Here is a 13191-nt window from a genome sequence, read left to right as displayed (position 1 = left end):
GCAGTAATCAGTTGCAGTAATCAGTGGTGTTAAAGAGTATTAATATTCACAAAAAAAACTCTGTGAATCTCTTTTTAAACTCTGTGAATCTCTGAGAAACAATTAATTCAAATTACGTCTTTCAATAAAAAAACGTTTCAATAACTCAGCAGCTTCCGTTTCCATAACACCACCCTTCATAACGGTTTTAGGATGCAGTTTGGTTTTCAAATTAATACACCCTCGTTCCAAATCCCTAGCGCCATAAACAATATTCGATATTTGGCTCCAATATAAAGCACCCGCACACATTTGGCAAGGCTCCAACGTTACATACAACGTGCAATTTTTTAAATATTTTCCTCCTAAAAAATTAGCCGCAGCTGTAATAGCCTGCATTTCGGCATGTGCCGTAACATCGGTTAATGTTTCCGTTAAATTATGCCCGCGGGCTATAACCCTGTTATCAATAACAACCACAGCGCCTACAGGAATTTCGCCTTTTTCAAAAGCCATTTCTGCTTCCTGCAAGGCTTTTTTCATAAAATAGGTGTCATCAAAAGGTTCTATCATAAAAACAAAAATACAATTTCAAACGATTTAAAAATCTTTCGGCAGGAAATTTGATAAATAATTCCAAAGCTTCCCACTATGCAAAAATATTATTCTATTTCCATTCCAAAACCTTGCCATGAAGATTGGCATGCCATGACTCCTAAAGAAAAAGGCAGATTCTGTAACTCTTGCTCTAAAACAGTCATTGATTTTACAAAAATGGACACTTATGAAATTCAAGATTTTATAAATGAAAATAAAGGCAACCGTGTTTGCGGACATTTTAAACAAAGCCAATTAGATAGTATCAATATTCACATCCCGTCACAGGTCTTAACCGCTAGAAAAAGCTTTCACAAAACATTTTTATTAGCATTACTTATTGTTATGGGAACGACCCTAATGAATTGCACTAACAAAAATGGTAGTAAACAAAAAATTGATAGTATTGAAGTTGTAAATTCTATAAATAATACTACAATTGATGTTCTTGGAGGATTATCATTAATAACAGAGATAGATTCATTACAAAACAAAAATTGTAATACCAGTTCTAAAAATATAAACCATATCGATATTACAACTGATGGTGAATTAATTATTGAACCTGTTGGAGATGTTGTATTTATTGAAAAGATAAAAAATCCTGATTCAACAAACCTCGTTACCCCAACTTATTGTCCTGCACCTGAAAAAGAAACAGAAGAAGAAATACTTTTTGGAATGATTACAGTACAGTCTCCACCTGAATTTAAAAATACGCCACAAAACTTTACCGTGGAAGAAAAAAGAAATTACTTCTCAAAAGAAATATCAAAAATTATTTCTGAAAATTTTAACACATCAATTTCTTCAGATTTAAAAGGCAGACAAAGAGTTTATGCACAATTCAAAATAGGCAAAAACGGCTTCATTTCAGATATTAAGGTTAGAGCAATAAATATAAAATTGGAAGAAGAAGCCATTCGAGTACTTAAACTTTTGCCTCAATTCATCCCTGCAAAACAAGCAAATAAACCTATAGATATGCTCTATACCTTGCCTATTATTTTTCAAGTAGAAGAATAATAAAATCTGTACTTTTGCTTCGTGCAAAAAAACCTTTTAAATACCATTCATTCCCCTAAAGAACTTCGTCTTTTAAACCAAAAAGAATTACCTCAACTTGCCCAGGAATTGCGGGACTTTATAATAAACATTGTCGCCACCAAAGAAGGGCATTTAGGAGCGAGTTTGGGAGTGGTTGAATTAACCATAGCACTACATTATGTGTTTAATACGCCCGAAGACCAGCTTATTTGGGATGTGGGTCATCAAGCTTACGGACATAAAATTCTAACAGGTAGAAAAGATTGTTTTCATACCAATAGACAGATTCATGGCGTGAGTGGATTCCCAAAACGCGATGAGAGTGTTTATGATGCTTTTGGTGTCGGGCATGCCTCTACTTCTATTTCGGCAGCTTTGGGTATGGCGATTGCTTCCAAACTACATGGTGATTTAGAAAAGCAACATATTGCTGTTATTGGTGATGCCTCTATTGCTAGCGGTATGGCTTTTGAAGGCTTGAACCATGCCGGCGTCACCGATGCCAACTTACTGGTTATTTTAAATGATAATGCCATAGGAATCGATCCAAGCGTGGGTGCTTTAAAACAGTATTTAACCAATGTTAAAAAGGGGATTCAGAAAAAAAATAATATTATAAAAGCCTTAAATTTTGATTATTCCGGACCTATTGATGGTCATGATATTGATAAAATTATTTCAGAATTAAAGCGTTTAAAATCTGTAAAAGGTCCTAAGTTTTTACATGTCATTACCACCAAAGGCAAAGGTTTAAAACAAGCGGAAGAAGACCAAGTTAAATACCACGCCCCCGGAAAATTTGATGCTTCAACAGGAGATCTTATTTCTAAAACACCATCGGAGTTCACTAAATACCAAGATGTTTTTGGATACACTATTGTGGAGCTTGCCAAACAAAATAAAAACATTGTGGGTATAACGCCTGCGATGCCCACAGGAAGCTCACTAAAATACATGATGAATGAAATGCCAGACCGTGCTTTTGATGTGGGCATCGCCGAACAGCATGCCGTCACATTAGCTGCTGGCATGGCAACCCAAGGACTCATGCCGTTTTGTAATATCTACTCCACGTTTTTACAACGTGCTTACGACCAAATTATTCATGATGTCGCCTTGCAAAAGCTACCTGTTATTTTTTGTTTAGACCGTGCAGGACTGGTTGGTGAAGATGGCGCCACGCATCATGGGGTTTTTGACCTGTCGTATTTAAGGTGTATTCCCAATCTCATTATTTTTGCACCAAGAAATGAGGTTGAGTTAAGAAACATCATGTACACCGCACAACTTGGCTTGCAACAACCCATGGCGATTCGCTACCCAAGAGGCACTGGCGTGACTGTTGATTGGAAGCAACCGTTTTCTAAAATAGAGATTGGTAAAGGCGTTCAGCTAAAAGACGGCAATAAACTGGCTGTTTTAAGTATGGGGACGATTGCTAAGAATGTTAGCGATGCTATTGAAAAATCGGAGCACCCTGATAGCATAGCCCACTACGATATGCGTTTTTTAAAACCTTTGGACGAGGTGTTATTACATATTATTTTAAAGACATTTGACACCGTTATGACCATAGAGGATAATAGTATTAAAGGCGGTTTTGGAAGTGCTGTTTTAGAGTTTGCTGCAACACATAATTATAAAAACAATATCAAGCTTTTAGGTATTCCAGATGTGTTTATTGAACATGGCAGTGTTACCGAACTTCAAAAATCTATTGGTTTGGATGTTGCGAGTTTGACGAAATATTTTGAATTGTTTTTGTAATTTCAGTAACGTCTGATATAATTAACTCGTACTTAGCGAATTTCGAAGTATTAAAAACGATTTGATATTGTTGTAGTTGTAGCTCATTTTGAAAAAAATTCAGCTCATAAATAGTATGAATTTGAGCCACATTTAGTATTTTAGTGAGCTAAACAGATCACAATGAAAGACAATAGAAACTCCGAAATACTCAATTTCATTTTAAAAAATCAGGAATGCTCTTCAAAAGAAATTCATGAAGGAATTTCAATTCCAATTAGCTATGCTACTGTAAAAAGAATCTTAACAAATTTAACTTCCGAAAATTTAATTTCTAAAATTGGACAAGGAAAAGGTACAAGGTATATTATTTCCCCTGCTTTTGAACTGCTTCAGCCAATTAATATTGAAGATTATTATAAAAAAGAAATTGACGAAAGAATAATTAAAGAAAATTTTAATCTCGATTTAATAACTGAAACCCTTGGAAAAGCAAATCTGTTTACTGAAATTGAATTTAACAAATTAGAAGAACTTCAAAAAACTTATAAACATAACTTTTCTCAACTTTCAGAATTTGAATACAAAAAAGAACTGGAAAGGCTAGCTATTGATTTGAGCTGGAAATCATCTCAAATTGAAGGAAACACCTATTCTCTTCTCGAAACAGAACGCTTACTTAAAGATAAAGAAACGGCTTCAGGTAAAACAAAAGAAGAAGCAACAATGCTTTTAAATCATAAGGATGCCATTGATTTTATCATCGAAAATCCGGATTATTTAATCCCCTTAACAGTTTCAAAAATTGAAGATATTCATAGTATTTTAATTAAAGAACTAGCCATTGACAGAAACATTCGAAAAAGAAGAGTAGGTATTTCAGGAACAAATTATCGCCCGTTGGATAATGAATTTCAAATCAGGGAAACATTATTAAATATGTGCCATTTGGTAAACAATAAAAATAATATTTTCGAAAAAGCACTTTTGACTTTAGTGCTAATTTCATATATCCAGCCTTTCGTTGATGGGAATAAAAGGACAGCAAGAATTGTAAGTAATGCCATTTTGATGAACAACAACTATTGTCCAATTTCGTTCAGAACGGTTGATTCCGTTGAATATAAAAAAGCAATGTTGTTGTTTTACGAACAAAATAACATAACGGCATTTAAAGAGATATTTATAAATCAATTTGAATTTGCAGTCAATACATATTTTTAAAAAGATAAAAAAACGAGCTACAACACCACTAGCAGTCCCCCACTACTGTTGAACCCTGCTTAGTAACGGCAAGAGTATGAATAACAACTCCATGCCCCTTTTTTGCTCTGCAATAGTTTATATTTTCTACTAATACATCAAAATAAATTTGTCTTGTAAAAAACATCCAACCAATATACCGTAGCAAACGACACGAAGTACAACCCCGACTTATTATGGAATTTATAGTTTCTGCTCATAAATCTAAAATACGAAAAGCTTTTACACCTATAATATTTAGGATGTAAAAGCTTCACTTTTCTCACTCTTGACGCCACTAAGCGGGAGCTTAGAGGTAGCGTGCGCTTATTTAAAATTCAAATCCTTTTATTTTTTTGTATTCCAAAATGGCTTTACTATCTGAAAGTAAGGACACATAAAAACATACACTGGACAAACGTTGGTACAAACTAGAACTTTCTATGTTTATGGTTTTTGGAAGGCTTTTAAAAATAAGTTTGTCGTAATTTGAAGCAGTTCCATCATATATATTGTTTATGGCGTTTGTATAGGTGGTTAAGAGCGTATTTATAACACCATACCCTGCAATTTCTTTATCGACCACCTCGGTGGATTGGTAGATGTTTTCAATACTGATTTTAATAATATCTTTTATTTGTGCGTCGTATTTGCTTTTATCCAACAAAGCACAATCAAAGTCGCCATTTAAAATAGCTTCTTCATGTTTCATGAAAATAGTTACAGCCTCGTCAATTAAAGTGCCAATCGCCAAGGCCCGCAAATAACTCACGCGGTCTTCCTTATTGGTTAGGGCATAGTAGTTTTCGGTTTTAATTCTATCCCGCACTAAATTTATAAGGTATTCCAGAGCAAATTCTTCTTGGATGAGACCTAGATTGATACCATCTTCAAAATCGATGATGGTATAACAAATGTCGTCGGCAGCTTCCACTAAAAAAGCAAGTGGATGACGTGAAAAACTTAAGTCTTTATGGCTTCGTTTTATCAAACCCAATTCGGATGCGATATCCACAAAAGCGTCTTTTTCACTTTGAAAAAAACCATATTTTTTGTCGGCAATATGAGTTGTTGGTTTTTTGGGAAGTGACTCTTTGGGGTATTTGGTAAAAGCGCCCAAAGTCGCATAACTTAAACGTAAACCGCCACTTCTTCCAGCTCTACTCTCGGTTAGAATTTTAAATCCGTTGGCATTGCCTTCAAAATCGCATAAATCTTGATATTCTTTCAGAGTCAGTTGGCTTTTATAGTTACTGCCTGCGCCGGTTTTAAAAAATTCGCCTATCGCTTTTTCACCCGAATGTCCAAACGGCGGGTTTCCAATATCATGTGCTAAGGCTGCGGCAGCTACAATGGCACCAAAATCGTTGGCTTGGTAGCCATGGACATTTTGTAAATGGGGATGTTTTTCCAGTAATTTTTTACCAACCAATCGCCCCAAAGAACGCCCCACCACACTAACTTCCAAGCTGTGGGTTAAACGGGTGTGCACAAAATCGGTTTGAGATAAGGGAATTACTTGGGTTTTATCTTGTAAACTTCTGAATTCTGAAGAAAAAATCACGCGGTCATAATCTACTTCAAAGCCTAAACGGGTTTCGTCTTGTTCTTTTCTAATGCGTTTGTTGGTATCGCCAAAGCGTTTTAAGGATAGTAATTGTTCCCAGTTCATTGTTAAATTTTAAGCATTGGCAAGATAATAAAGAATTTCTTTAAACTTAGAAACTGTTTAAGTTTTGTCTATTGATGCTTTTTTGAATTATTCTTGGGTCAGATGAGGCTGATTTTTTTTTAATAGCAGAGCTATTAGAAAAAATCCAACGAAATATAGGTCAAAAAGAAACAAAAAATGGCTTTTAGATAAAATTTAAACAGTTTCTTAATCCGTTAGGTGTAAATAAGAAAATTTAATCTAGAATGAATTTTGATTACAATTTAGGTTCTCAAGTGTCAGTCTGAGCGCAGTCGAAGACCTTAAAAAGCACATTTCGACAGGCTGTCTGACAGAGGATTGGTATTAAAATGGTTTGTCAAGCTTGTCGAAGCTATATGAAGTAAGAAATAGCTAAAAGACTTCGACAGGCTCCATGTGACAATGAATATAAAATTAGCATTACCAAAGTAATTGTACCCAATGGGTTAAACTTATCATGTTTTTAAAGGAAATATTTTTCAACTAAATTCAACAAAACTAAAATTGAAAATTCGGTAACATTAGGATAACATTATAATGACCGTTGTTTAATGTTTAGATAACATACTATTTGATTAGAATCGCTTTTTTTGCATTGTTGATTACAATCGTATTATGAAACGTTTAATTTATTTATCTCTTTTTTTACTTACCGCTACTTCCTTTGGGCAAAACACAGGCTTAATTATTGGTAAAATCATGGATAATGAATTAAATAATGCACCGTTAGTACTCGCTAATGTTTCAGTTAAAGGCACTGCCATAAATTCAAACACCGATTTAACCGGTATGTTTATTATTGAAAACCTGGAAGCTGGTGATTACACGCTAGTTTGCAGTTTTGCCGGTTACGAAACACAAGAAATTAAGGTGCATGTTGATGCATTAAAACCTGCAGAAATAAAATTATCCCTTGCGGCAAGTACCATTTCATTAAGTGAGCTAGCATTGCTTACTAGCGTCGCACAAAAAGATGACAAATCGGCTGCTGTATTAAATTAATATAGCAATTCATTATTTAAAAGCATCCTTCTTCTTATATCTATTCAAAAAAGGATGGATTTTTTTCTTTTTAAGCAAGATGTGTTCTTTATATGTTTTGTTTTCAGCTTCTTTCTATGCTTTCAAAAAAATCAATGTTAAACTAATGTTTAGAAATCAACGATTCGGTAACATTAACATAACCCTTTTGTTACCGTTGTTTAACCTACTCATAACATCCTATTCATTTTGTGTTTCGTTCTTTGCACCAAGATAAAAACTAAAAGAATGAAAAAATTAACCCTATTGTTACTGCTATTTACGGCAACAATTTCATACAGCCAAAATACTGGTTCTGTGGTTGGTAAACTAACCGATAAAGAATATAATAACGAACCTTTGGCTTTCGCCAACGTATTAATAAAAGGAACTACCAAAGGAACCACATCAGACTTTGATGGTTTGTACAGTATTGAAAATTTAAGACCTGGTGCATATACCTTTATATTTAGTTTCGTAGGTTACGAAACACAACAAATACCTGTAACCGTTCTTGCAAACAAAGTAACTGAAGTTAATGTACCCATGGGCGCAAGTGCTGCGTCTTTATCGGAAGTTGTAATTACAACTACTACCAAAAGAGAAAGCGAAACAGCTTTGTTGTTGGAACAAAAGAAAGCCGTTGCTTTTAAAGCATCTATTGGTGCTGACGAACTTTCAAGGAAAGGTGTTAGCGATGTTGCGACTGCTGTAACCAAAGTAAGTGGTATTTCTAAACAAGAAGGTTCTGGGAATATATTTGTAAGAGGCTTGGGAGACCGTTATAACATTACAACTCTAAACGGATTACCATTACCATCTAATAATCCTTCAAATAAAAACATTGTTTTAGATATTTTCACTACCGACATTGTTGAATATGTAGGCATTAGCAAAACGTTTGAATCTCAAAACTATGCCGATTTTGGTGGTGCCAATATTGATATTGTATCCAAAAAGTTCTCTGGTTCGCCTTATGTCATTTTAGGTGTTGGTTTAGGAGCTAATACCAATGTTTTAAAAGTAGATGATTTTTACCTACAAGACGGCCCTTCATATTTGGGTTTCGATTCTGGGAAAGCACCAAGCAACCCTTTATTACCTTACAATTATGCAACAAGCTGGGATAGACAAAGCACTAAAAACATTTTTAACAACAGTTATGCATTGTCTGGCGGAAAAAAATTCAGCATAGGCAATGAAAGTAGTTTAAGCACTTTTATTACTGCATCGTTTGATGCTGAGAACAAATATATAGAGGGATTTGATAGAGGTAGCATTACAGCTCAAGGAACTATTAATTCAGACTTCTACAAAAAGTCTTACAAGCATAATACCAATACTACAGTAATGGGTTCTGCCGATTATAAAATTAACAATCAAAACGCTGTTCTATTTACATCCCTATTTTTAAACTCTAGCTCTCAAGATTATAGTGAATACGAAGGTACTAACCAAAACTTTGATGGTGGAGCTCCAGGAGTTGGTGATATTTCTGGTTTTATAAAGCGTGGCACTTTCGATAAAACACAATTATTTGTAAATCAATTATTAGGCAGCCACGAATTTAACGAGCAATGGCAAGCTAATTGGGCTGTTGGGTACAGTATATTGAACAATGTCATTCCAGACCGAATGCAAAACACTTTTGTTCCTGCTCGTGATGGTTCTTCAAACTATACATTCTTTACAGACTCTAGTATTCATAACCATCGTTATTTTCAAGAGTTAGAAGAAAATGAATTGTCTGCAAATGCTTCCGTATCCTATAATTTCAACAAAAATGTTGACGATGAGTTTAATGGAAAAGTAACATTAGGGTACTCTGGTAAAATGAAAGATATTGATTTTGATTCACAACAGTATGGTTTTTTCCCAGTGGCAAACAAAATTACATTCCCTGCAAACGGTATTCATGATGTAGACACCTATTTAAATTCGTCAAATTTCAATACATCAACAGGTGACAGATCAAGTGTAATACCTCAACTTTACACAGGTAATTTAGATGTGCATGCGGTATATGGAACATTGCAATACAATGTAACTGAAAAATTATCGGCTATTGTTGGTGTTAGATTTGAACAATTAGAGCAAAACGTTTATTTTGAAACTTCGTTGGTTCCTAGCGGTGATAATTCAAACTATTCTCCTGTTAACTTTTTACCTAGCTTAACGGCCAAATACAAGTTAAACGACAACCAAAATTTAAAGTTTGCTGCTAGCAAAACCTATACACTGCCTCAGTTTAAAGAAAAAGTAAAATTATTGTTCCAAGAGGTAACCCAAGATTACGAAGGAAATCCTAACTTATATGCATCAACTAATTACAATGCCGACTTAGGCTGGGAATATTTCCCAAGTAATGGCGAATTGGTTTCTGTTACGGCATTTGGAAAATTAATCCAAAATCCAATAAACGAAATGTTTACCAACTCATCTTCAGGAAATATCACTTATGCCAATACAGGCGAAAGAGCAATTGCTTTGGGGGTTGAGTTAGAATTAAGAAAAAACATTTTTGAAATTGAAAAAGAAAACGATTTGAAAGATAAATTATCTTTTGGAATTAACGGTTCTTATATTAACCATACTCAAGATTTGGATAAAGATAAAGTATTTGAAGAAAACGGTTTTGGAGCTAATTTTACTTTTGATGAAGCCAAATTATCTGGAGCTTCTGATGTTTTAGCTAATGCCGATATAACATTATTAAAAGAGTTTGCGAATAACAAAGATATTTCAGCTACCTTATCATATGCTTATTTTTCAGATAAATTAGCCGTAATTGGAACACAAAGCAAAGGTAACATGGTTGACAAATCTATCAACCGCTTAGACTTTAATCTTAAATCTAGCTTAACTAAAAATTTAAAATTGGGCGTATCTTATAAAAACATTTTAGACCCAACCTACAAACGTATATTGGAACAAAGCAAAGTACCTGGAAGTACAACATCAGATGTTTTAGTAAGCTCATACAAAATCGGTTCTAATTTTAAAATATCTTTGGAATACAAGTTTTAAAAAGACAATCCTTTTAGTTCAAAAAAGGTGATTATCAGTTTGTTAATCACCTTTTACTTTTATAATACGTTATGTAAATTTTATGTTAACTAATACAAGACTTAACCAGAAATACTTAACAACAAGGTAATGCAGGCTTAACCAATAAAAAACAGTTTGTGGCTTTCTTTGCAGCATAAAATAAAACAAAAAATATTCAAAATGAAAAAATCAATTTTAGCAATAGCAGCAATCGCAACACTAGCTTTTACAAGTTGTAGTGATGATGACAAGCCAACAACTCCAAAAAGCACTTTTGAGTTAAAGGTAGATGATTTAAAAGGAAACATTAACGATGGCACTGTAACTTTAGATCCGTCTCAAACGTATACATTAACAGGTGGTTTAATAGTAAAGTCTGGAGCTACATTAACCATTCCTGCAGGAACGACTATTAAAACTAGCGCTACTGCTCCTAATACTTCATTGTACATAGGTGTTGAAAGAGGTGCAACTATTAATATTAATGGTGAAGCTAATAACGCAGTAGTGATGACTTCTGGTAAAGCGGAGCCGAAAGAAAGTGATTGGGGTGGATTAGTAATTTGTGGAGATGCCAAAGTAAACACTGGTGACAATGGTACATCTGAAGTAGGTGGTTTAAGCTTCGGAGGAAACAATAATGCAGATTCTTCTGGAAAAATCAACTTCTTAAGAATTGAATATACCGGTGCTAAATTTTCATCTGATAAAGAGTTTAATGGCGTTTCTTTCTTTGGTGTAGGAAGCGGAACAGAAATATCTAACATTTACGCCTATGAAAGTGGTGATGATGGTATCGAGTTTTTTGGCGGTGCAGCAAACGCTTCTAATTTAGTAATTATAAATGCGTATGATGATTCTTTAGATTTTGCCGATGGTTACCAAGGTACAATTACTAATGTTTACATTTCTGGTATTACTAAAGCTGGTATTGAAGGTTCTAATAATGCGGGAAATGACATTGCTACTCCAATGACTGATGCAAAATTGATAAACGTCTCTATTGTAAAAGGTGCCGATGCTAAATTTACGGCTGGTGAACAAGCGGTAAACTTTAAAGAAGGTGGTGGAAAACAAACTTACACTAATTTATTTGTTTCAGGTATTGATACATTTGCTAAGTTAGATTCTGGCACTGGGGCTACTGCAAGAATTGCTGCTGGAGACTTTAAAGTAAACGGCATAGACTTTGTTGCAGCCAACAACCTTACTACTGATTATGTTTCATCCGAAACAGGAGCTGGTAGCGGTGCAACTTTACCATCTTGGGCTTCTAAAATTTCTAAAAACTAATTATTCTCTAGTAGAGAAAAAATAATATAAAGAAAAAAAGCATCCCGAATCGGGATGCTTTTCTTTTTTAGTTATTGATCAAAAAAAACGTGACTCTATTGAATTTCAGTTTCTTTTAAGCCAGCTATAACATTAGCATTATAATCTACTTCTTTTATGGTTTTATTAGTCCAATAAAATCTTTAATCCTTTTTGTGTGTATTTTTTAAGCTATATAAAATTAGATAGGTTTTTATTTACATTTATATAGCATTCAGGTAACAATATTTATATATTATAAGATTAAGTTTACGGAATATACCTAAAAAATTTTATTATGAAAAAAATCACTTTATTACTAGTACTATTATCGAATTTAGTTTTTTCACAAACAATAGATGTAAAAGACTTTAAAGTAAACGAACCAATAGGACAAACGTTTAACTCTGGAACTAAGTTTGATTTTGAATTTAAAATAAAAGGAGACTATTCCTATACAACAAATGGATATCATCAAATAGACTTAATAATATACAAAAATAATGTTTCTTCAAGTAATGAAATAGCTAGAAGTTACTGGAATAGAGAAGACGATGAAGACCTAATTTTTAATGACTACACTACGAAAACATGGTGGAATACTTCACTAATTAATTACTCTACTACATCAGGTGGAATATTTAAACTTGTTGTTAAATATGGAAATCAAACAAAAACCTTGACATATATCATTCCATATACTATTCCAGATACTGACACAGATGGAGATGGAGTATTGGATGGTAATGATAATTGCCCAAACGAGCCAGGACCATCATCAAATAATGGGTGTCCTTTACCTGTGGGCAATCCAGATTTAATAATTAATTCAAATAATTCAACTGCAAAATCTAGTGGAGCAAGTGGAACTACACAATATATTTCTACTAACACATCCCACTCACTTTATTTAGGTGAATCATTACAATTACTTTTATTTGTTAAAAATAATGGACAAATAACTTCTAACTCTATGAAAGCTGGAATTTATGTGACTACTGGTTCTGGATTCACTAATGCATCTTTACTAACAGAAGTGAATTATGGTAATATTAGTCCTAACGGAAGCGAATCACATTCAATAGAAATTTCTGGAAGTACAATTGCAGGATATGCGAATTCTAGTGGTTGGGCTTATATACACATTGTTGTTGATAAGAATAACAGTGTTAATGAAGGATCCTCAGGAGGTGAAAATAATAACATATATTCATCTATTCCGGTGGTAACTTATTACACTAGTAGAAGCGGCAAAAGCACTATTAATAAAAAGGATTCAAATTTAACACAAGAAATCTTAGAGGAGAAATTAATAGAGCCTTATTCTATAGATATCTATAATTTCCAAGGTCAAAAAGTTTTATCCAGGGAAGTTGCTTCAATAGAAGAAGAAAATAAACTAATACAATCTTTAAGCAGTGGTTTATATATTGTTAAGTCTAAAAATAAAACTTATAAAATTTCTAAAAACTAATTCGCTTAGTAGAGAAAGTATTAATACAAAAAGC

At 33.6% G+C, this 13191-nt stretch carries 9 protein-coding genes; 7 read left to right on the top strand and 2 right to left on the bottom strand.

Going from position 1 to position 13191, the window contains the following annotated elements; translation table 11 throughout:
- Positions 1–102: 102 nt before the first annotated feature.
- Positions 103–552, bottom strand: a complete 450-nt coding sequence (locus CJ739_RS09170) for a nucleoside deaminase (protein ID WP_117174552.1) — start codon at positions 550–552, stop codon at positions 103–105.
- A 78-nt stretch (positions 553–630) separates the two neighbouring features.
- Between CJ739_RS09170 and CJ739_RS09165 the strand changes: the two genes are divergently transcribed.
- The 3 genes from CJ739_RS09165 (at position 631) to CJ739_RS09155 (ending at position 4593) form a co-directional block, all read left to right on the top strand.
- Positions 631–1602, top strand: coding sequence for an energy transducer TonB (locus tag CJ739_RS09165; RefSeq protein ID WP_117174550.1), 972 nt, complete (start codon positions 631–633; stop codon positions 1600–1602).
- Positions 1603–1623: 21 nt separating this feature from the next.
- Complete coding sequence (dxs, locus tag CJ739_RS09160; protein ID WP_117174548.1) at positions 1624–3390, top strand: 1-deoxy-D-xylulose-5-phosphate synthase; 1767 nt, start codon at positions 1624–1626, stop codon at positions 3388–3390.
- A 162-nt stretch (positions 3391–3552) separates the two neighbouring features.
- Positions 3553–4593 (top strand): Fic family protein, encoded by a 1041-nt coding sequence (locus CJ739_RS09155; protein ID WP_117174546.1) that lies wholly within the window; start codon positions 3553–3555, stop codon positions 4591–4593.
- Between the two features lie 349 nt (positions 4594–4942).
- On the opposite strand, the gene dgt is transcribed toward CJ739_RS09155, so the two are convergent.
- Complete coding sequence (gene dgt, locus CJ739_RS09145; protein ID WP_117174544.1) at positions 4943–6283, bottom strand: dGTP triphosphohydrolase; 1341 nt, start codon at positions 6281–6283, stop codon at positions 4943–4945.
- 636 nt (positions 6284–6919) lie between these two features.
- Here dgt and CJ739_RS09140 point away from each other — a divergent pair.
- The 4 genes from CJ739_RS09140 to CJ739_RS09125 all read left to right on the top strand — a co-directional run bounded on the left by CJ739_RS09140 (position 6920) and on the right by CJ739_RS09125 (position 13157).
- Entirely contained in the window at positions 6920–7306 is a 387-nt protein-coding gene (locus tag CJ739_RS09140) for a carboxypeptidase-like regulatory domain-containing protein (protein ID WP_117174542.1), read from the top strand.
- A gap of 267 nt (positions 7307–7573) precedes the next feature.
- Positions 7574–10351, top strand: a complete 2778-nt coding sequence (locus tag CJ739_RS09135; protein ID WP_117174540.1) for a TonB-dependent receptor — start codon at positions 7574–7576, stop codon at positions 10349–10351.
- 201 nt (positions 10352–10552) lie between these two features.
- Positions 10553–11665, top strand: coding sequence for a beta-helix domain-containing protein (locus tag CJ739_RS09130; protein WP_117174538.1), 1113 nt, complete (start codon positions 10553–10555; stop codon positions 11663–11665).
- 316 nt (positions 11666–11981) lie between these two features.
- On the top strand, positions 11982–13157 hold the full coding sequence (locus tag CJ739_RS09125; protein WP_117174537.1) for a T9SS type A sorting domain-containing protein: 1176 nt from the start codon (positions 11982–11984) through the stop codon (positions 13155–13157).
- Positions 13158–13191 lie beyond the last annotated feature (34 nt).

The organism is Mariniflexile sp. TRM1-10 (assembly GCF_003425985.1).
In the GTDB taxonomy this organism is placed as follows: domain Bacteria; phylum Bacteroidota; class Bacteroidia; order Flavobacteriales; family Flavobacteriaceae; genus Mariniflexile.
Note: the sequence above shows the minus strand (reverse complement) of the source record. Positions and strands in the feature narration are given on the sequence as shown.

Excerpts from the sequence above, each read along its gene's own strand:
- CJ739_RS09170 (WP_117174552.1), bottom strand. The coding sequence starts at position 552 with ATGATAGAACCTTTTGATGACACCTATTTTATGAAAAAAGCCTTGCAG.
- CJ739_RS09165 (WP_117174550.1), top strand. The coding sequence starts at position 631 with ATGCAAAAATATTATTCTATTTCCATTCCAAAACCTTGCCATGAAGAT.
- CJ739_RS09155 (WP_117174546.1), top strand. The coding sequence starts at position 3,553 with ATGAAAGACAATAGAAACTCCGAAATACTCAATTTCATTTTAAAAAAT.
- dgt (WP_117174544.1), bottom strand. The coding sequence starts at position 6,283 with ATGAACTGGGAACAATTACTATCCTTAAAACGCTTTGGCGATACCAAC.
- CJ739_RS09140 (WP_117174542.1), top strand. The coding sequence starts at position 6,920 with ATGAAACGTTTAATTTATTTATCTCTTTTTTTACTTACCGCTACTTCC.
- CJ739_RS09135 (WP_117174540.1), top strand. The coding sequence starts at position 7,574 with ATGAAAAAATTAACCCTATTGTTACTGCTATTTACGGCAACAATTTCA.
- CJ739_RS09130 (WP_117174538.1), top strand. The coding sequence starts at position 10,553 with ATGAAAAAATCAATTTTAGCAATAGCAGCAATCGCAACACTAGCTTTT.
- CJ739_RS09125 (WP_117174537.1), top strand. The coding sequence starts at position 11,982 with ATGAAAAAAATCACTTTATTACTAGTACTATTATCGAATTTAGTTTTT.